Annotated in this window: 19 protein-coding genes and 1 pseudogene; 17 read left to right on the top strand and 3 right to left on the bottom strand. The window is 53.0% G+C overall.

From position 1 onward, the window contains the following. Positions 1-17 precede the first annotated feature (17 nt). From AC2FEE_RS24245 to AC2FEE_RS24220, 6 genes are all read left to right on the top strand, one after another. Positions 18-416, top strand: a complete 399-nt coding sequence (locus AC2FEE_RS24245; RefSeq protein ID WP_282121511.1) for a GYD domain-containing protein — start codon at positions 18-20, stop codon at positions 414-416. A gap of 59 nt (positions 417-475) precedes the next feature. Further along, on the top strand, positions 476-1714 hold the full coding sequence (locus tag AC2FEE_RS24240; RefSeq protein ID WP_496868003.1) for a dipeptidase: 1239 nt from the start codon (positions 476-478) through the stop codon (positions 1712-1714). A 126-nt stretch (positions 1715-1840) separates the two neighbouring features. Beyond that, the gene (locus tag AC2FEE_RS24235) at positions 1841-2890 is read left to right on the top strand and encodes a HupE/UreJ family protein (RefSeq protein WP_496867997.1); all 1050 of its coding nucleotides are present in this window, start codon (positions 1841-1843) and stop codon (positions 2888-2890) included. 437 nt (positions 2891-3327) lie between these two features. Then, positions 3328-3900 carry a carboxymuconolactone decarboxylase family protein gene (locus AC2FEE_RS24230; RefSeq protein ID WP_496867996.1) on the top strand — a complete coding sequence of 191 codons (573 nt, stop codon included), beginning with the start codon at positions 3328-3330 and terminating at the stop codon, positions 3898-3900. Positions 3901-4121: 221 nt separating this feature from the next. Then, positions 4122-4901, top strand: a complete 780-nt coding sequence (locus AC2FEE_RS24225; protein ID WP_282121514.1) for a methyltransferase domain-containing protein — start codon at positions 4122-4124, stop codon at positions 4899-4901. Positions 4902-5548: 647 nt separating this feature from the next. Next, positions 5549-6436 (top strand): LysR family transcriptional regulator, encoded by an 888-nt coding sequence (locus AC2FEE_RS24220; protein ID WP_496721134.1) that lies wholly within the window; start codon positions 5549-5551, stop codon positions 6434-6436. Positions 6437-6558: 122 nt separating this feature from the next. On the opposite strand, the gene AC2FEE_RS24215 is transcribed toward AC2FEE_RS24220, so the two are convergent. Beyond that, entirely contained in the window at positions 6559-7479 is a 921-nt protein-coding gene (locus AC2FEE_RS24215; protein WP_282121516.1) for a sulfurtransferase, read from the bottom strand. A gap of 266 nt (positions 7480-7745) precedes the next feature. On the opposite strand from AC2FEE_RS24215, the gene AC2FEE_RS24210 reads away from it, so the two are divergent. After that, positions 7746-9026 (top strand): tetratricopeptide repeat protein, encoded by a 1281-nt coding sequence (locus tag AC2FEE_RS24210; RefSeq protein ID WP_496867995.1) that lies wholly within the window; start codon positions 7746-7748, stop codon positions 9024-9026. Positions 9027-9231: 205 nt separating this feature from the next. Here AC2FEE_RS24210 and AC2FEE_RS24205 read toward each other — a convergent pair whose 3' ends face one another. Further along, positions 9232-9450, bottom strand: coding sequence for a tautomerase family protein (locus AC2FEE_RS24205; RefSeq protein ID WP_496674395.1), 219 nt, complete (start codon positions 9448-9450; stop codon positions 9232-9234). A gap of 122 nt (positions 9451-9572) precedes the next feature. Here AC2FEE_RS24205 and AC2FEE_RS24200 point away from each other — a divergent pair, with 122 nt between their 5' ends. From AC2FEE_RS24200 to AC2FEE_RS24155, 10 genes and pseudogenes are all read left to right on the top strand, one after another. Beyond that, entirely contained in the window at positions 9573-9998 is a 426-nt protein-coding gene (locus AC2FEE_RS24200) for an acyl-CoA thioesterase (protein WP_496727295.1), read from the top strand. A 639-nt stretch (positions 9999-10637) separates the two neighbouring features. Further along, positions 10638-12554, top strand: coding sequence for an adenylate/guanylate cyclase domain-containing protein (locus AC2FEE_RS24195; protein WP_496867994.1), 1917 nt, complete (start codon positions 10638-10640; stop codon positions 12552-12554). Between the two features lie 376 nt (positions 12555-12930). Continuing rightward, positions 12931-13287, top strand: a complete 357-nt coding sequence (locus AC2FEE_RS24190) for a cupin domain-containing protein (RefSeq protein ID WP_282022465.1) — start codon at positions 12931-12933, stop codon at positions 13285-13287. Positions 13288-13466: 179 nt separating this feature from the next. Beyond that, complete coding sequence (locus AC2FEE_RS24185) at positions 13467-15164, top strand: adenylate/guanylate cyclase domain-containing protein (RefSeq protein WP_496867993.1); 1698 nt, start codon at positions 13467-13469, stop codon at positions 15162-15164. 170 nt (positions 15165-15334) lie between these two features. Further along, positions 15335-16724 (top strand): annotated as a pseudogene (locus AC2FEE_RS24180) (IS1182 family transposase). Between the two features lie 342 nt (positions 16725-17066). Next, positions 17067-17360 (top strand): hypothetical protein, encoded by a 294-nt coding sequence (locus AC2FEE_RS24175; protein ID WP_481669227.1) that lies wholly within the window; start codon positions 17067-17069, stop codon positions 17358-17360. Between the two features lie 162 nt (positions 17361-17522). Beyond that, positions 17523-17777: a hypothetical protein gene (locus tag AC2FEE_RS24170; RefSeq protein WP_481669228.1), complete on the top strand. Its 255-nt coding sequence runs from the start codon at positions 17523-17525 to the stop codon at positions 17775-17777. Positions 17778-17792: 15 nt separating this feature from the next. Further along, positions 17793-18422, top strand: a complete 630-nt coding sequence (locus AC2FEE_RS24165; protein WP_496686221.1) for a hypothetical protein — start codon at positions 17793-17795, stop codon at positions 18420-18422. 28 nt (positions 18423-18450) lie between these two features. Continuing rightward, a complete protein-coding gene (locus tag AC2FEE_RS24160) occupies positions 18451-18753 on the top strand; it encodes a hypothetical protein (protein WP_481669230.1) in 303 nt (100 codons plus the stop codon). A 671-nt stretch (positions 18754-19424) separates the two neighbouring features. Further along, positions 19425-19868: a lipocalin-like domain-containing protein gene (locus tag AC2FEE_RS24155; RefSeq protein WP_481669231.1), complete on the top strand. Its 444-nt coding sequence runs from the start codon at positions 19425-19427 to the stop codon at positions 19866-19868. A gap of 222 nt (positions 19869-20090) precedes the next feature. On the opposite strand, the gene AC2FEE_RS24150 is transcribed toward AC2FEE_RS24155, so the two are convergent. Next, the coding region (locus AC2FEE_RS24150) for an aldo/keto reductase (protein ID WP_496867992.1) at positions 20091-20875 on the bottom strand (785 nt) is incomplete at its 5' end.

The raw sequence follows: 20875 nt of genomic DNA, 5'->3' as shown, positions 1-20875 counted from the left end.
ACGAAAAGGATGAGCCTATGAAACGACTTCTATTGTCCGCATTTGCAAGTGCGCTGGTAGTCGCGACCGCCGTGAGCGCCGAAGAAACTCGCAGCCGATACTATCTGGGGATCGGAGAGCCGTCTCCCGAAGCTTGGCAGATCATGATCGAAAACCCCACCGACCGGGGCGAGGGCATGGGGGCCGCGCTCGAGGCAATGGGCGGTGAGATGATCAGCTATTTCTGGGGCATGGCCGACGGCCGGAACTACGTCACCGTGCGGGTGCCGGACGATCCTAGTATGGTGCAGGCAATGTACGCGGCCCGCCTCAGCCAGGGCGTTCTGAAGAACTACACCTTCATTGAATTGATGACGAGCGCCGACATGGTTGAGGCGCTGAAACGGGTGCCGGAGTTTACGACACCGGCGGAGTAATGTTGGCCTCTGATCATGAAAGACGGCGTGATCGATAGGAACAAACTCGATTGAGTGTCGTGCGGCGGGAATACACCTCGCCACAAGGTAAGTCTTTAGAAAATCGAAACAATCGAAACTGGGAGAACTTCACCATGCAAAACAGACGCGCATTTTTGAAAACTGCTGGCGCAGCAGCTGCCCTGTCAGCTACCTGCGGAAAAATGACATGGGCCAGTGAATTTAGTCCAGTTTGGGAGTCCAGTGACAAGGCAGCCCAATTCCTAAGGGACATTGTTGCCATCGACTCGCTGAACGCGAACTTTGAGCAAACCGCCACACGCCCAGAAATGTGGGACGAATATTACACCAGAGCACTCGACGCAGGCATAACGGCAACGGGTGTTACGACCGCGCAAGGCATCAACGACTTTGACACTTTTGCGCGTGAAACAAGCTACAATCTACGCAAAATCGCTGCGGATGATCGATTCATGGTAGTGCGTACAGCAGGCGACATCCAGCGAGCCCAGGACGCGGGAAAGTATGGCTTTTTCTGGAACTCGCAGTCAGCGGAAATTCTTAACAATCAGCCGGACATCTACATGCCCGTGGCAAAGTCGATGGGACTTGGCACAATGGGCTTGGCCTACAACGAGCGTCAGCGTGCGGGTGATGGGAATTTTGTCCTGAACCCAGGGCCAATCTCGGCCTATGGCAAGACAGTCGTCGACGCGATGCAAAGGCATGGAGTGCTCGTCGACACGTCACATGCCAGCGAACCCACCGCACTTAGTACCATCGAATTTGCAAAACAAATGCGTCCCGACTTACCTGTAATCGAAACGCACTCTTCCGTGCACGCTCTCTACTCTGGCTATCCTGAGGGAGAAATCCGCCTGCGGACAAGTTCCGATGAGCGGATTCAAGCGGTTGCAGATACCGGAGGTGTGGTTAGCCTTTGTATGTTGCCTTTCATAATGATCAGCCCACAGACAGAGCTCACTCGTCCTCAGGACGTTGTCGACCGAATTGACTACATGCGGGATTTGACAAGCATCGACAACGTTGGACTCAGCTCCGACGACGGTTTTGACTGGTCTAAGATTTATGAGTTTGGGAAGTCAAATCCAGAACAATTCGACGACGGCGGACTCAGTGCAGCGGTAAACAAATTGGCCACAACTGGCATCGGGGAAGCCGCGAAAATCTATGCGGCCATTATCGATGAAATGTGGTTGCGCGGGTACTCTGACGAGGACGTCAAGAAAGTGATGGGAGGCAACTTCACGCGCATCTTCGAGCAGGTTTGGGGGTAGTCGATAAGAAAAGCGAGACATGACTTCCCATCGCTTGATAAGGTGGTCGGGTTATTGCTCACCCGACTAGCCCTTGCGTTTTTGCTTGTGCTCTTTGCGCAGTCCGCTCTCGCACATAAGTTCGAGTTGGGCGATGCACGGTTGTCCATTGAAGGCGAAAGCTATCAGATTGCCGTAAGCGCCGACTTGATCGAGGCTTTCGAGCGGCACTTAGGCTTGAACGGATCCGACCGATTTCTTGTTGAGCAGGTGCGCGGGCTGGATCTCGGCACAATCGAAACCACGCTGTCAGAAATACGTGCAGAAGTCTCCGAAGAGACGCTCATATGGTTCGACGGCAATACGGCCGAATTGCGGGCATTGTCCTTTCCATCTCCGCGCGATATCCGTGCTGTTCTCGACAGACCACCGGACAGCACTGAATACCGCTTGGTTTTCGTCGGTTATGGTGACGCTCCGCAAGGTGCCAGCGCAGTAAGTATCAAAATGTCGCCTTTACTTGGGGATATGCGGCTTGAAGTGTCGGTCCCAAGTGTCACGCTGCTGCAGGCTGGACGAACCAGCCAGACACTGAACCTTATTGGGTCCCAAGAAACAACACTGAGCTCAGCAGTGGCCGACTTCTTGTATTTCACATGGCAGGGGATCATTCACATCGTCCCTTACGGGCTGGATCACATCTTGTTCGTACTCTGCCTGTTCCTATTTGCGCAAACGGTCCGCGACCTGATCTGGCAGGTCACGGCTTTTACCGTCGCGCACTCGGTGACACTGACCCTCGGCTGGCTAGGCTTCGTTGATTTGCCAACAGGGTTCTTTGAACCTTTAATTGCCTTGTCCATTGTATATGCCGCTGTTGAAAACATATTGCGCAACAAACCAGGCGGTGCCCGCTTCACTCTAATTTTCTTCTTTGGTTTGCTCCATGGGTTCGGTTTTGCGTCAGTTCTAGAGGAGATTAGCCCATCAGGCGGCCATTGGTTGACCCGGCTAATTGGATTCAATGTAGGCGTTGAGATTGGCCAGTTGGTTGTCATAGCGGCGGCCTTTCTGGCTGTTGGACTTTGGCGCAAGGAACCGTGGTACAGATCGCTCATCGTGGTACCCGTGAGTTTTGTCATCGCTTTGGTGGGCGCCTTCTGGACTGTCGAGCGGGCTCTTGCAGCGTTGACATAATACGTGAGCATCAAGTCTATGGTTTTTGATTGTCCGCTATTTGTCAGAAGCCGTCTCCGAGCCAATGCGAACCAAAGGCTGCATTGTCCGCGTCTGTTGAGTTCCGACATGGTGCAGCGAAGGTTGATGTTTCCCGAACCAGCCTTTCGTGCCAATCACGGCGAAGGTGTCAGGAAGCCCACTTTGATCGATGCTGCGCGGTGCCCCAATGACGGCGACGCGCAAAACCAGACTTTGCAAATTTACGAGAACGGCTCAAAAGAAATTGCCTTTCACCAAACGGCGAACATTCTGGGGTGTCGTCAGGCAAACTAACCGTTCGCAGTATTCCAACAGAATCTCTGTGCGGAACCCGGAATTGCGTTAAAGTTGCGTAAACAACGTTGGTTCCTCACTTTGAGACGAAATCATCCAAAGCAATATTGAAAGAAAATAGAATGAAACGCCTGTTTCCATCTCTGCCGGAGAACGCGACACTTGGAAGTGTCTATCAAGCCTTTCCAGACAAACTTTCTCCGCTTTGTGCGTACGAAAGTCTTGTGATGAGGGGCGAGAGCGACCTCTCGGTTGCCGAACGTGAATTAATTGCAGCCTATGTCTCGGGTTTGAATGCTTGTGCGTATTGCCTTGGAGCACACATCGTTTTCGCCAAAGCCTACGGAATTGAGGTCGAGACAATCGAGGCACTGATGGAAGATCGCGATACGGCACCCGTCGAGGATCATCTCAAACCGTTACTGGCATACATTGAAAAGCTTACTGTCTCGCCATCACGAATGACGGAAGCCGACGCAAATGCGGTCTACGCGGCAGGCTGGTCGGAGAGTGCGTTGTTCGATGCTATACAGGTCTGTGGTGTCTTTAGTCTCGTGAACCGCTTCATAGAAGGAACAGGTGTCCAAAGTCCTGGCAACGATCCAAGGCAAGCGGATGAGGCCACATTAATCCGATACCGCAGTGACACCTTCTACACCGATTTTGGACGGGAGAATGGCCTCGACATTCCTTGAATTGATGTTGTTTTAACTTTCGAACAGTGACGAAAAACTGGTCCAACAAGAAGTCAGAAGCGTCCTTCGCTCTCGGGGTTGTCCCATTCGTTGGATCAAGTCGGCGCCGTTAGTTATATTGGTGGATCTATGTTCAAGCCTCGATGATCCGTCCGGCTTTTCGTAGATAACCCATTTTCTGATAAGGTTTGGAGACTTGTGGGCTTTGTAAGGGGGGAGAGTTGCTTAAGTTTGACGCTGAGACAACGAGATTACTTGAAATTGCCTATCAGGGAGCTGAGTTGACACGGCGAAGACAGGCTTCATTTGATGCGCTGTGCCCTGCTCCCGGTGAAACTATTTTGGACATTGGTTGTGGCAACGGTCTGTTAACGGCAGAGTTGGCTCGCGCAGTTGGCTCGGATGGTTATGTCATCGGGATCGACCCAAGCGAGGACATGACAGCAGCCGCAAAAGAACGATGCAGCGACTACGCAAACGTGGAGTTTCGTGCAGGTTCCGCAAATCACTTGCCCATTGAGGATGAACGTGCTGACAAGGCCGTCTCGGTACAGGTCTTTGAGTACATCGAAGACGTAGACGGTGCATTGGCTGACACGCTGCGGTGCGTCAAACCCGGTGGGCGCCTTGTCATCAGCGATCTACACTTTGGCAGCTTGATTTGGTTCAGCGACGAGCCCGACAGAATGCAAAAGATGCTGACATCCTGGAACCTGCACTTTGTGAGTGGTTCCGTCCCGGAAAGACTGCCCGCACTGATAAAGGCTCGTGGTGACCGCGTGGAAGATGTCTTGTCGTTCACAATGACAGATCACCAGTTAAAGCCTGATGGTCTCGCAATCATGATGATGCACCTCATGAAGCAATACGCTGTTGCAAATGGCCATGTTGATCCCGCTGTTGCGCAATCGTGGTTTGACGAGCAGCTCAGCCTTGCAAAAGTTGGACGCTTCTTTTTTTCGATGACCCAATTTATCGTCATGGCGCGTAAAAGGGATTGATAGACCGAAATGACTTGGCCTCGGTTCTTCCGCGGGCTCGCTGAAAGGCACGGTTCAAGAGCCCCCCTCAGGTATCGTTGTCGTCGTGATTGGTGCTGCAATCTTTTGTCCGAACTTAATTGTCGCCGTTGAAGCCCCAATGAAGGGCCAGACGTGCAGCCATTGATCAGGCGTTCGAACGACCGCAGCGAAAGACGTAATGCACAGAAGGTCTCGTGTTGGTGCTAACTCTATGGCTACAACACAGGTACGTGGCTGTCACTTCCAGCTTGCAGCTGCCTTTGGTGTGATCCAATCGCCATACCCGGCCGATTGTCACCAAATGTCGTCAGAACCTTCCCGGATACAGATTCATCATGTTCTGCACGTCCAGTTCACTCAAAAATGCGTCCGGATTACTCCAGATCACGTCGTTAATATAGTCGCGTTCTGAGTGAAGATCGTCGGCTGTAGGCCGTGATTCCCGGTTTTCGGGGAGGCCTCTCTTGGTCCAACCAAACAGTCCACCAAATACGGTCCAGATGCTGGGTGACATTGTATGGGAAGCCATCTCGTGGTCCTTTCCGACTTACTTGCGCTGTCGCAACAAGAGTAACTGTTCACCCGTTTTTCTGGTATCCAGCACAAAATTGTGCTGATCTAAAAAAATGAAGAACGGGTTCCGAAACTGGTCGGATATTCGCGTGTTCCTCTCTGTTTTCAGAGAAGGATCGACGCTTGCGGCCTCCAAAAAGCTACAGGTCTCCCAACCAACGGTTGCCCGGCGCATTGATGTTCTCGAAAAAGAAACGGGGTTGACGCTGTTTGAGCGCGGTACGCACGGGTTCAAGCCGACGCGAGAAGCGCTGCGCCTTGTTCCCCTCGCCGAAGCAATTGAGGCTTCAGTCCTCGAATTTACCGACTGCGCGAAAGAATTGACGTCGACACAACCCATCCGTATCACCGCTTATTCGGCAAACTTCTCAGCACGCATGATCGAAATCGTAAACGCGTTTTCCGCCGACAATCAGGATGTCGCATTCGAGTTTTTGTCCAGCGTTCGGGCGCTGGACCTGATGGCCGGGGAGGCAGACATAGCGTTGCGCCTTGCGAGAACCGATCCTGATCCTGACCTGATCTGCCGGAAGATTAGCACGGCACGCTGGTCTTTGTTCGGCAGCAAAAACTACGCGGACAAATTTGGCCTGCCGGGGTCAACAAATGATCTGGCCGGGCATCAGTTTGTTACCTTTCAGCGGGACGATGTACCGAATGTTTTCCACGAATGGTTGACCAATCACGTGGCACCGGAACAGATCGTCATGTCTTTCACTGAACTGGAGCTAATGCATGCGGCGATCAGATCAGGGCAAGGTCTTGGGATCAGTAATGTCAAGCTGGTTGAAGCAGACATGTCTTTTCTCCGATGCTTCGACGAAATCCCCGAACTTGCGGTGCCGCACCTAATGCTCATTTCGCCGGAAGCCTATCGTCGGCCAGAGGTTAGAGGCTTCGTTAAGTTCTTCGCACCTCGATACGCTGCAATCTACAAGTAGTGATCGAGTAAAAAAGAACTGATGCTATACTTTGTGAAACGCGGACAAGCTCTTTTGCATTTAAACGAGTTCAGCGGACAAAGAGAGCGCCGGTTTAAACCATTCCTCTCCGCACAGGGGTTTCAGGACGTTTCAATCGGAAGGCTTTGATCGGCGCTCCACTCAGCCCAAGAACCATCATAGAGGCGCGACTTGTCGAACCCCATGTGGCGAAGCGCAAGGAGACCGCAAGAGGCGGCAATACCGCGACCGCAATACGCGATAACCTCGTCGTCGGTTTGAATTCCCTTGTCCTGATAGTGCTGAAGGAGGCGGAGGCGATCCGCCAACCTGAATGAGCCTCGTTCCTTTAGTTTCGCTGCCCGCTCAGCAATGGGTGTGTGTGCCAAATCCGGATCGATGTTCGATATCGCCGGTATGTTGACGGCACTGGGGATATGTCCCGAGCGACCTCCCCATGTGTGAAGGCCGTCGCCTCGGAAGAGGTCGTTTGGCAGAAAGTCCACAATTCTGACTCCGGGCTTACCTATCGCGTGCAGAACATCAGCTTTGTGGGCAATCCAATTACCCTGCACTGTTGGTTCAAAGTCACCGTGCTCAACGGTTAGATCGCCAGTTTCAGTGGGTCGACTTTCGAGTTTCCATTGCTGCAAGCCGCCGTCCAAGACCTGCACGTTTTTATGTCCATAGTGCGAAAGTGCCCACCAAAGACGCGCGGAAGCCAGCGGAAGCCCGGAGTCATCGTAGACCACGACATGACTGTCGTTGGAAACACCCAACTCGCGCATCTTTTCCCCAAAATCCTCTGGCCCAAGCATCATATCGGGAACGTTCTCAGTGCCGTCTGCAAGCTCTGTCGACATGCCAACATACACTGCGCCAGGAATGTGCTCGGCTTGGAACTCGCTCCTATCGTCATAGGCCACGCCCTTGCCGTTTTCCTCCCTAAACTTCCAGCGAACATCAATGATGCGCAGTTTCGGGTCAGTCAGGTTATTTGCCAACCAAGCCGTATCAATGAGTGGGCGATTGTGTATTACCATCCCTACGTTCTCCTCTAACCGGACGTGGGTCGAGCCGTATGGAATAATCCTCAAAATTGCTTTCGGAGTCCAATTTTGGAAAATCTGGATTTGGTGAAGCAACTATGGTTTGAACGAAATTTCGATGATTTTAGGAGGCTTCTGAAAGAAACTGATGCTGAAATCGTGGCACCTCGAAACGTCGATTTCCTTTGACTCGTTTATGGTTAAGCATGCTCATTTAGCTCACTGACGGACAGGTTTGGAACAGATAGTGGAAGGTTTGGATGCTCGAAGATCGGTACGGAAGCCCGCTAACCACAACATCACAAACTGCACGTGACGCCTATGTTGAAGGCATCGACCGTTTTCTGGGTGCTTTTGACGATGTTGAAGAAGCTTTCCGTTCTGCAATGCAGGCAGATGATAGTTTTGCCATGCCCCATGTTGGCCTTGCACGCTATCTTGTAACCGTCGGGCGCGGACAAGATGCAAAGCGAGAATTAGCCGTCGCAAAGGAACTTTCGCAAGGCGTCAGCCCGCGCGAAGCCGCCCAGATCGAACTTATCAACGATCTCATTGAGGGGCGTGCACCGCAGGCTTACAGGCGCATCCGAGATCACGTCGCAGACCATCCGCGAGATATTTTGCTGGCTCAGACATGTACCAGCGTATTTGGCCTAATAGGGTTTTCAGGTCAGGCTGGACGCGAGGCGGAGCAGCTTGTGTACACAACCATGTTGAAGCCACACTATGGCGACGACTGGTGGTTTCTCTGCCAGCATGCGTTTGCCCAGATGGAGGCCGGACAGATCGGCCCCGCCGCGGAAAACATCGAGCGCGCGCTTGAGTTGAGGCCAGACAGCGCGCACAGTGCACATGTCAGGGCCCATCTCTACTATGAGAACGGGGAGACGGACGCTGGCTACGCTTATCTGCGCGAGTTCTGGCAAGACTATCCCTTCACAGCGTATCTGCACTGCCATCTCAGTTGGCACGAAGCTCTATGGGCGCTTGAGAGCGGCGATGTGACGGGTATGTGGAAGCTGTTTGATGATTACGTTTCCCCCGACCGACCTCCTGCGCCGCCACTGAACGTTCTGACTGATAGTGTGGCAATTGTTCACCGCGCCTTTTTGGCTGGTGAGCAAATTCCTCAGGAGCGTTGGCAACAACTCAGCGACTATGCTGTTCAGTTCTTTCCTTCACCTGGCTTGGCTTTTGCGGATGTTCACGCTGCTCTTGCGCATGCGATGGCTGGAAACAGAGAGCGTCTGGAAACAACCATTGACGGCGCAAAGGGCCCCGCAGGCCCCACCGTTGCCTCTGTCGCAGGCGCATTCCGTGCGTTGGCGGATGGAAATGCGGATGAAGCGATTGAGAAATTTGTAAGTGTCATGTCTGAGCACGAACGCCTTGGCGGCAGCCGGGCGCAACGCGACATTGTCGAGTTTACGTTGGCTCATGCGCTTGCAATTTCCGGGCAATCGAATGAAGCTCGACGCATTCTCAACATGCATCGACCGCATACCTCTCACGACCACGCGGTAGCTGGTTTGGCGAAGTAGGATGCCTATGTTCTTTGATGTCCGCTATGAGCGCTTGTCCGCTTCAGGTTCGATGTCGATCAACCGATGTGTCTGCTTCTCGGGCTCTAGACAGCTCGCTGGTGAAGGTCCGTTTCGGGCTGCGACAAGCCAAGTATGCAACCCGCAGAAAATGACTGCTGTGGGCCAAAGCTGCCGAAAACTGACCCGGTCCTAAGATGTTTTGTCAACCGCGGGCGCGCATCTCCAAAGCGTCTTGTGTAGTTAGAATGTTTCCCGCGTAACCCCATGAACCGCTGCTTACTTCTAGCAACCGGACAGACGTTCCATTTTGTATTGTTTGCCCGGCGACTTCGCCGAAGGCCTTGGTGACATTTTGTATTATCCTGCCTTTTTCTTCTGCCGAAAACACACCTTCAAGCACCTGAATTTCAATTGAGGGCATCGCACACTCCATTTCTTAAGACTTACCAAAATGCTGGTCTATACTTGGCCGATTGTTCCACAAGATGACATGCAATGCCCATTCTTGTAAGAATTCTATGCAATTTCGAGAGGAGCAACCACATGTCAGCAATGGTTTCATTTCGCTCGGTCGTTGATCCAACGGATTGCGATTTTCTTGGACATATGAATGTTTCGAGGTACTTCGCCGCATGTTCCGACGGTGTACTAGCCATTCAATCTGAAATGGGGTTAACCGCAAACGATATGCGTACGGGACGCCGGGTTTCATTCGCCGTTGTCAACGCCCAAAGCGATTTCCGCGCAGAGCTTACTGCTGGCGACTCGATACGGCTGGAGACAGAAGTTGTAGCGATTGGCTCTAAATCCATGACCTTTAGGCATCGGCTTTTTCGAGTTGACGGCAACAAGATGGCGTTCGAAACCGAATTCAAATGCGTGCTGCTAAGCCTTGAAACCCGCCAGGCCACAGAGATTCCCGATGACGTTCGCGAAAGTGCAACCAAATGGTTGGAGAACCCAAACTGAATGACCAGAAAGTCCCGAAATACCGTGGTCTACTCCGACCAATCTTAGTGCCGTATATCAATCGGCGGCTTTGTCCGGAGACTGTGTAAAAACTCTGACTGTCCGGCGAAAAACGCCGAAAACAGCCTCTATGTGTGTTCTCTCGCACTTCTAAGAGAGCTTTTGCACAGGCGCCGAAATCGAGCGCGACGAGAGAGCTCATGGGCCGGAGTTTTCATACAGCCTCTCCGCATCGCTAGAATACCAAAGCTTGGTTTTGAAGGTCCGGTTCGGGCTGACTGTGTTGAAATACTCAAAAAACTGGAAAGCCTAAATTTTCTGCGAACCTCGATCAATCGCAATAGATCACCACCGATATCGATGACGAGCGTTGAGACACTCGCTGGCGGCCAGCAACTGATTTAGGCCGACCTTTCGGCTAAAAATTTCAATCGGGCCTGTAAGGGCAATTTTGCATTCGAATTTGCGCGAACTTGGATTTTTTCAACACAATCGGCTGGGAGTATTCGTTCAGGTCCAGTGTTTCAGCAGTTAGGTTCTTTTCGTTTTTTACCGTAGCGTCCACCGATCAAGCGTGCATACCAGATTGTGTTTTGACGTTTCTTGGAATGGCGAACCTTTCTGACGTAAACTTCACCAATGGAACGTCGACTTGCCGCGATCTTGGCCGCTGATGTGGTTGGTTATTCACGCTTGATGGGCGCGAATGAGATCGGCGTTTTGAACGCTCTCAAAGCACTTCGTTCGGAGCTGTTCGATCCACAGGTTGAGAAACATCATGGTCGCATCGTCAAACTAATGGGTGACGGAACGCTCGTGGAGTTTGCTTCGGTCGTTGATGCAGTGAACTGCGCGGCTGAAATCCAAGCGAAACTGGCGAAGAGAAACGACAACCTGTCTCCTGAAGAGCAGCTTGAATTGAGGATCGGCATAAATCTTGGCGACGTGATGATCGATGGCGATGACCTTTATGGTGACGGTGTAAATGTCGCGGCACGGATTGAGGAGTTGGCGGAGCCTGGTAGCGTTTGCGTGTCTGAAGTTGTTGCAACTCAGGCAGCCGGCAAAGCTAACGTTGGTTTCGAATACTTGGGCGAAACCCGCCTGAAGAACATTTCTGAGCCGGTGCGAATTTATCATGTAAATCCTCAGAGCCGAGCAATCAGCCGCCGCAGCTGGGTTAGGAGCCGTGGCGTTCAGGTGGCAATAGGCGGAGCGCTTCTGATCACTGCGGCATTTGTGGTTTGGCAAGGCATGCATCGCTGGGGTGCCAATGAAGCCGTTCCTTTTGACGAGGCTACGGCTCTGACCCGGCCTACAGGTCCTACGATAGCGGTTTTGGCGTTCGAGAACCTAAGTGGAAACCCGTCGAAAGATTACTTGTCCGATGGCATCAGCGAGGATGTGATTATCGAACTCGGACGCTATCGCGACCTCAACGTCTTATCGCGGCACACCACTTTCTCCTACCGCGGGCAACATCAGGATGTGCGCGGTATCGGTGAAGCCTTGGGTGCCGATTTGGTGCTTGAAGGTACGGTACGACAAGCGGGTGATCGTCTGCGAGTTACGGCACGCCTGATCGACACCCAGAGCAGAGCGCAGGTCTGGTCCGAGGCGTTCGATGAGAACCTTACGACCGCCAATCTCTTTGATGTGCAATCTCGGATCACCGAGCGCGTTGCAGTTGCGATTGGTGACACGCGCGGCGCCATCAGGCGAACAGACGAAAGGCGGGCACGGGCAAAACCGCCGGAACGATTGTCGTCGTATGAATGCACCATGTTTTATGACGATTTGTACGATAGACCGGATGTGCAGAAGCGGGTCCATGGTTGCATTGAAAGGGTAATCACGGAAGAGCCGGATTATTGGCGCGCCTGGGCGCAGCTGGCCGAGGCATTGCGTGTAGATCTAAGCTTTTTTGGGGATCGCTATGCTGGCACATATGAGGAAAAACTCAACCGAGCTTTGGCTGCCGCCAACGAAGCCAAGGCACTCAACCCAAACTCGGCCCGTGTCCGACTTATCTTGGGTATTCTTCTGCTCATGAATGGGGATCGCGACGGCTTTTTCGCCGAGGCGGAGGACGCGCTCGCTATTGGAGGCGACCGCAGCGTGGAGGCGGAATTCGGCTACTGGCTGGTCTGGACCGGGCGTTTCGATCTGGGCGCGGCGCTCCTGAGGCGGGCTATCGACCTCGACCCAGGATCGACCATCAAGGACTGGCATCAAGCGCTCTCGGAATACCACTTTCACAAGGGCGAGTACGAACTTGCACTTGCCGAAGCGCGAAAGGGCGTGCTTCTGGATTATTGGTGGTCGATGATTCCCGAAGTTACCGCTCTCGCCAAACTCGGAAGCGCGGACGAACTTGAGCGCGCCCGCAACCGGCTTGAATCCGCGCGTCCCGGCGTGAAAATCGCCGACATTGTTTGGGTGTATCGCCGTTACCAGCGTCCGGACGCTCTTATAGCGCCCTACGTTGATGCCTTCCGGAAGGCAGGATTGCCGGAGGGCACTTATCGAGCATTGGATTTGAACGACCGAGGCTAAATCGTTGTCGGTCCCGGAAGCAGATTGCGCGCTCTAGATTGACTATATTTTGGTCTGAAAAAATGGACCTACTACGGCGTTATTCCGGTGGCCGCTTGGTCCCGCACTTCGGAAACTGAAAGGCAGGGTGAAAAAGCCTGCTCTGGACTGATAGTCGTACTTGCGAGATTTTTTCAATAAAGGCCGCTGGGAAGCGGCCTAAAAAAATTATACCTTAGTAGCTTCAGCGATGGCGAGCGTGTCTTCAATATCTATGCCTAGCAGCGGGTTGTGCCAAAGCCGTCCATGCAGGCGCGAGCCGATTTGTGCTATGATCACAGCTGAGGGAATCAAAAGCCGAGTCATCGATTGATCACCTCGCACCAAGGGAGTTTCAATGAAAACGATGTCTTTCAGGCTGATACCCAACCCAAACGACATGGTGGCCTCGGATTTCACCGATCCTGGCTCCTTCACGACCAGTGATACGAACGAAAGAAACTGGTTCAAGTTTGCAAACGAAGACGAGACTATTCTCTCGGGCGTTTGGGAATGCCCACCCTGTCGTGAAGAGATCGATGCCTATCCGGTACATGAAATGATGACCGTGATTTCTGGGTCCGTAACACTGACGCATCCTGACGGAGACGCCGAGACCTTCACGGCTGGCGATACGTTTTTCATCAAAAAAGGGAGCAGGTTGATCTGGGAGATCACAGAAAAATTGCGGAAGTACTACATGATCGTCTCTTAGGAAGTTCGTATTGCGAAGCGATCCCTGCGATCAACCTATGATAAAAACAGACTCGAAACATACATTCTCCGGTTGCTGCACGAATGGTAGCTATGGGTTGCGAACGGTGTCCTAGAGCCCTGAGCGGGCTTCGTAATCAGCCAGTTGGAGTGAAGAGCCGCATCTACTATTGTCAAAGCATGTCGAGCAAGGGACAACAATTGCAACGAAAGTTGGCGGCAATACTGGCCGCGGATGTCGTTGGATATTCGGCGCTCATGCACAAAGATGAGCAAGCCACACTTCTAATGCTTGATCACCTGGAAAGTGACATTGTCACCCCAACAATAGCGGGCCAATCAGGTCGGGTCGTGAAGAGCATGGGTGATGGTTGGTTGGCGCGATTTGACAGCGCGGCGCAAGCTGTGACCGCCGCAATGCAGCTACAAGAGCAGTTGGCTGAACACTCGTTAATGAACATGCGGATCGGTGTTCATGTGGGAGACATCACAGAAAAAGGTGACGACATCTTGGGTGACGGTGTAAACATTGCCGCGCGCCTTGAGAGAATTGCGCCAACCGGTGGCATCGCTATTTCTGAACCCGTACACTTGAACATTGAACACACTCTGGCAGACGCGTTTAAAGCTGTAGGGAAGAAGAAGCTCAAGAACATCGAGCGCAGCCTGGATGTGTGGATTCACGATGGACCGCACCAGGGCGCATCGCAAAGCTCGCATTCTTTCACAGAGACGAGCTTGCCAAAGCTCTCCATCCATCCTGTGACGTGCAGCGACCAACGCACTGAACTAAAGGAAATGGCCGCAGCTCTCACTTCAGATTTCGGTTCTTATTTTCGAACGATCAACTGGTTAAACGCGGCGATATCCTCCACGGAGCCACCAGAGGGATATACGCTTCGCGGCATGCTGCGTAGACACGGTGACCGATTGCGTTTGGAAGCCCGCTTAAATGACCCTTCTGGTTCTGAAATCTGGACTCAGAAGTTCGACGGTTTGGTCGAAGCTATCTTCGATTGGCAGGACGAGGTCGTAGAAAAGCTGTTGGATGCGGTTAGTGGGATCTTGATTCAGTCTGAGACCGCAAAACTCTCCGCATTGCCAGAAGTCGAACTGACCGCCGAGCAGTGCGTCCTGATGGGCATGATCGCTTGGTCGGATGCCGGTATCGACAGCTACGAAGAGACGTTGGCATATCACGCCAGGGCCATTGAGGCTAAACCAACCCTCGCTGCCGCCTATGCCGAAGCCATTTGGACAATGAATGGCGCAAGAACTTATGATCTTCGTCGCGAGCTGTCATCTTACTATGAGAAATTGCCACGCTGGATCGAGGCCGGACGGCAGATGGCAGGGCAAAGCCCAACGCTTGATCTGAGTGTTGCAGTGGCTGACTACAATGTGGATGGGGATGCGGATCGACTTTCCGTGGCGCTTGAGCAAATCCGGCAACGAGCGCCATTAGATGCCCGCCTGCATTTGTTTATGGGTTGGGGATACAACTGGGCCGGGTTTCCTAAAATGGCATTGAGTTGCTTTCAGACGGCGCTTCGGTTGGGCCGATATGGAGCCGTTTTCGTGGGTGCTTCCGGAGGTGCCGCCACCTCTTGCGTAATGCTTGGTCGAGATCATGATGCTATCGCCTTTGCAGAAGCAGGTCTGCGCTTCTCAAAAAACTATGCCGCGCTCCACAGCACGAGGGCCGCTGCTCACGCAATGCTTGGGGAGCCTGAGAAAGCGTCCGTGGCTTTGGCGCAAATGCTGCAAATGGAACCTAGTGAAACGATTTCGAAGTGGCGTAGCAACGTGGACTATGGCGGTTCTGACGGCGCTGAACGCTATTTTGAGGCACTTCGCCGGGCAGGGTTGCCAGAATAGCGGTGCCGGAACCAAGTCGCGCTGACAAATCCGGCAGATTGATCGCGCATCTTGGTAACTGCAAAGCTCGGGTTTGAATGTCGGGTTTGGGCTTATCTTGTTGAAAAAATCTTCCTTGATCGACGTGCAAGTCGCTGATTCAATTCCTGTACTGAACAGGAGAATGAGCGATGATGGGGCCAAGGCAGCAAGCACAAGGGTCACTGTTCTACGAGTTCTCGGTTGAGGATCATGTCCCGCAAGACCATATTCTTCGAGGTATAGATCGGTTCGTTGAACTGTCTGATATCCGCCGGCACCTTGCTGCGTTCTATAGTTCGACTGGCAGACCGTCCGTTGATCCGGAACTGATGATCCGGATGCTGCTGATAGGCTACGTGATGGGCATCAGGTCCGAGCGACGGCTCTGCGACGAGGTGCATCTCAACCTCGCTTACCGCTGGTTTTGTCGCCTAGATCTCACTGATCCGGTGCCGGACCAGTCGACCTTCTCGAAAAACCGGCACGGTCGTTTCCGAGACAGTGATCTTTTGCGGCATTTGTTCGAGACGGTTGTAGCGCGTTGTATCGAGGAAGGGTTGGCCAGTGGGCAGCGCTTCGCAGCTGACGCCAGCCTGATCCAAGTTGATGCCAACCGGCAGAATTCCTCACCGCAGCGGGATTGGGCACCTGAGAAAATCATCCCTGAAGAAGCACCCCCGCGCCGTTAGGGAATACCTGGATACGTTGGATGACGCCGCCTTCGGTGCAGCAAGTGCGGTGAAACCGAAGTTCACCTCGCACTCCGATCCGGCCTCTCAATGGGCTGGCGCGCGGGGTGGGCCCGCCTATTTTGCCTATTCAGCCAACTATCTGATCGACACGGACAACGGAGTGATCCTGGACGTGGAAGCAACCCGGTCGATCCGCCAAGCTGAGGTTGGCGCGACCCGAACCATGGTCGACCGGGTGCGCGAACGCCACGATCTGAACCCTGAGAGGCTGATCGCAGACACCGCCTATGGCTCTGGACCGATGCTGAGTTGGCTCGTCGATCAAGGCATCGCCCCACATATCCCGGTTATCGACAAATCCGGCCGCAACGATGGAACCTTCGAGCGCACCGACTTCACCTTTGACGTTGAAAACGATGCCTATATCTGCCCTGCTGGCAAGGAACTCAAACAATATCGCCGCGCCTACACAAAACCGAGAAAGCCCAGGCCGGACAAGGATGGGATCCTGCGCTACCGCGCCAGCAAACCCGACTGCGCCGCCTGCATCCTGAAGAGCCGATGCTGCCCGAAAGAGCCACAGCGCAAGGTGACGCGCTCCATCCATGAACCATCCCGAGACGTGGCTCGTGCCATCTCCCAGACCACCCAATATGTAATTTCGTGCAAGCTCAGAAAGAAGGTCGAGATGCTGTTTGCCCATCTCAAGCGCATCCTCGGTCTCGGGCGCCTTCGATTACGTGGCCCATGCGGCGCTCGGGACGAATTCCACCTCGCCGCCACCGCCCAAAACCTCAGAAAACTCACAAGGCTCATCCCGGCTACCCAAAAGATACCCGCTATCTGACCAAGATCTCGGCTGTGCAGATATAAACGACAAACCCAAGAGTTTTTCAACGGAATAGGCTGGGAGCAGACCTTCAGTACGGCGAGCCAAAGCGGTCGCTCACAGCCCAAACCGGGCATTCAAGACCAAGCCTTGCATATCCCAAGAAGTACAAAAAATACAAAATTGATCAACGGAGGCTGCTGCAATCACTGGACGCGAAGCACAATAAGTCAACCAACGCGAACAAAACACAATTGTTGACCAATAGTATCGAAATCGTATTGTTGAATATAGAAAACAATAGGCTTCCGCCGTAAGGCACCTGGAACCAATTCTGTGACAATAGGATTGAGGGGTACTATGAAAAAAATACTTTTGGTCGTTCCAATAGCTACAATTCTTGCCGCCTGCGAAGACAGCAGCACAACTAGCGGCACTTCAGCGACGCCGACTGCCGCGGAACAGGCATGCCTTCGTGATGTCGCAGCAACTACCAACAATCCTGATGTTGCACTGCTCGGTTCAGAGTTTTCTGAAGCCGGAACCCTTGTGCGCGTCGGCGTTGGGCCTGACCGCGCTCCTTGGCAGTGCATCGCCTATAGTGACGGTGCAACAGATGGCATCATGTCGTTATCGGACGAAGGCACTCTCTAGCCTCGCCAAGTTCGCTCAAAACACTTCAAACCCTGAGACACAGTACAGAAGACGGCGCAGTGTCATTTGCCAGTGACAATTAATGGACAACTCCGAACATTGGGGAGAGAACGCGTGGGTAAACTGATATTGGGCTGATCGTTGGAGGTATCGGCGGTGGGTATGTTGGGCATCGGAACTGGCGCAGGCGTAGGTATTGTGACGAGCTTGTCAGCAGGTGGTTGTGGTATCGCCAGCGCTGCCCAGCAGGAGGATCTACTGACTAAAGAGGAAGTGAACCAAGTCTTCAACCGCGCAGTTAGCAATCTGCGGGAATTAACACCGGACACTGAGGGCAGCGGTGAGGCAATTGTCGGTGCAGCAAGCGAATGCGACGGCGTACTGCAAGGTTTACGGGATGCTGCCAAATCCAATTAAATTAGGGAGTTTAGAATGATGCGATTCATAGTTTTAACTTTGTCCCTCTGCGTCTCGCCCGTAGTCGGCTACGCAGCGGAAGTTGGACAGGAGGCGATTGACGGCTGTATCGATCAATTACGTGCTGTCGGCGGGCCCGACGGGCAAGGTGGTACGGTGCTCTCAACGGAGTTTTCCGAAGCAAATTCGCTTGTAATGCTGAAAGATCGCGGCGAGACGGTCTGGCGATGCCTCGTCGCCAACGATGGCCAAGTCGCTGAACTCAGTGTCGCACAGGCCGCAGATGACGGCCAAGGCGCAATGGCCGGTTCAGACGGTGTACCACCGGTCGTTTCGGGAACACAACGTGTCCAGTTCGCAAAAGGCACCAGCGGAGCGGCTTTGTCTGGCACGCTGAACGCAAACACATCAGTCCGATATGTGCTTGGCGCTGCAAATGGCCAGTTTTTAAGGGTGGACGTTAGCTCACGCGGAGGTGCGCTGGACTACGAGATTTTTAATCCTGACGGTTCGCTTCTGCTGGATCTGATCTCTTCAGACACGCCCTATTATGGCCAACTCTGGCAATCCGGCGATCATGTGGTTGAGGTCGTCAACGCCGGGGCGCAACCAGTTACCTTCGATATTGGCATCGGAATTGAGTAATCCCACGACTTTGAAAAGGGAAATGACCATGAAATCTTTTGCTCCTCTAACCATTGGATTTGCTGCCCTGGGCCTCGCGGCCTGTGATGAGCCCAGCCCATCCGCAGCACCAGGTCAACCTGCTGTCGGCAGTGCGTCCGATCTATCTGCGTTCGAGGGTGCCCGCGCGGGGCAAGCGGAAATGGGCATTCAGAACCTCGGCTATGAATTGATCCGCTCCGAAGGTCTCACCTCATATTGGTTCAATCGTGATACGGGTGCCTGCGCACGTATAACGACTGCTGAGGGCCGCTACTCTGATGTCACCATGCTACCATCGCAAGACTGCTAATGGATTGGGTACACGCCATAGTCACGGGGCTTTTGTGTGGCGGTGCGTATTGGGCCATAAGAAGCATGGGATGGTTCGAGAACCGCTCGAAGTTACAGCAGGCGTTAATATTCATTCCGGTCATTTTCGTTTTGGTGTTTATCCTGAACTTGATATGGCCTTCCAGTTGAACGCGGCAGGCTTTGAATAGAGCGACCTATGACCGTGTATCAAACGTCAAATGTCTAACGTGATTAGTGTCGACAAACGCAAGGATCAGAGAAAGAACTCTGCCCGTTCTACTACCCAAACCATTGCGACCAAACTTGCGCATGCGGCAACGACAGCGCGAGAGCCGACCCATACTCTGGTCGAAACGCACATCACTAGCGCGGAACCGAGATCGATATCGAAAAGCTTGATAAGGGACGTTCTGCGCGACTTTGCAAAGTCTGCTATCTGCGCATTCCAGAAATTCGGATCTGACAACGTTGCTGGTGCGGCGAATGGCGGTTTCGTCCGTTGAAATCACCCCGCAGAGTGGTCGTTCGTACCAACTGCCGCGAATGATCGCTTCGAGCCCAGAGTGACCAAACTTGGCTGACCCAGGAACTTCCTACTTAACACCAACGGAAGTTCGGCTAGGTTTGGTGGAATTCGGCTAGGTTTGGTGGAATACTGTCTAAACGCTGATGGATACAAGGGGCTTGATTTTGGACAGAAGCGCTTTGATTGGGTCATGGAAAATGCATGCATGGACGCGGCAGTCGGTGACAACGGGTGAAATTACCGATGCACTGGGGCCCGAGCCAATTGGCTATATTGCATACCACGCAGACGGGCGAATGATGGCCACTGTTTTCAGACGAGATCGCCCGAACTCAGGCCGAAATGGCTGGACTGAGAGCGAAAAAGCCCAGCTTTTCGACGACATGCTTGCCTACGTCGCGTCTTATTCGCTCGAAGAAGACCGCGTCGTTCATCATGTTGATGGGTCTTGGAACCCAAACTGGCACGGCGACCTTTCACGTCCATTTGTGCTCGAAGGTGATAGATTGGTGATTAGTGGAGCTCCCGGTATCGACCCCAAGACAGGCGAAGAAGTCGTTTATCGGATGGAATTTACGAAGGTATAGCGCTCTCACGATAGAATAGCCAAAGGTCGGCCCGTATCGGTTTCTGGATACATGTGGCCTAACACAAATGTCTGCTTTGGTCTGCACTGCCGACCTCCGGCGCACTGGGAGGCCTTTGATGGCTGACAGATGTTGTCAGATGACCGCTTTGAGCCCAAAGCAGAAACGCCATGCGATTAAGCAGAAGAACCTGCTAGCACCAAAAATCAGTGGTCAACAATCTTACTCAATTTCCGAGGATCGCGCCCAGAGATTGATTTCCTCTTCCGAGCTTACCTCGTCAATCTTAGCGAGTTCCGCTTCGGTAAATTCCAAATTCTGGACCGCACCTACGCAATCCACGATCTGCTCAGGACGCGAAGCGCCGATAAGGGCTGTCGTAATCCGGTCACCTCTCAGCACCCAAGCAAGCGCCATCTGAGCTAATGATTGACCGCGTGACGCCGCTATATCGTTTAGAGCCCTGACACTCGTCAATGAACGTTCGTTGATCATGCCGTCCAATAGAGACTTGCCTTGGGTCGCACGACTGTCTTCGGGAATGCCGTTCAGATACTTCGATGTCAAAATACCCTGGGCAAGTGGCGTGAACGCAATCGATCCCACGTTCAATTCGTCAAGCGTATCCAACAGCCCGTCCCGCTCAACCCAACGGTTGAGTAGGTTATACGACGGCTGATGAATCAGGCACGGCGTGCCAAGGTCTTTCAAGATGGCCAGCGCTTCGCGCGTTCGTTGCGAGTTGTAGCTTGAAATTCCGACGTAAAGTGCGCGCCCAGAGCGCACTATATAGTCTAAGGCCCCCATAGTTTCTTCCAGAGGGGTATCTGGATCGAAACGGTGGGAATAAAAGATATCTGCGTATTCTAACCCCATCCGCTTGAGCGACTGATCACAAGAGGCCACAAGATACTTTCGTGATCCCCACTCCTGTCTGACGTCAGCGCCAATGGGACAGTTTAGGTCGATTTGATAAGAGAGGGTTTCTGGCTCATCGTAACCGCCAA

This window comes from Ruegeria sp. YTSC199 (assembly GCF_059609725.1).
The sequence above is the reverse complement of the archived record's forward strand: the minus strand, read 5'-3'. Positions and strand labels throughout refer to the sequence as shown.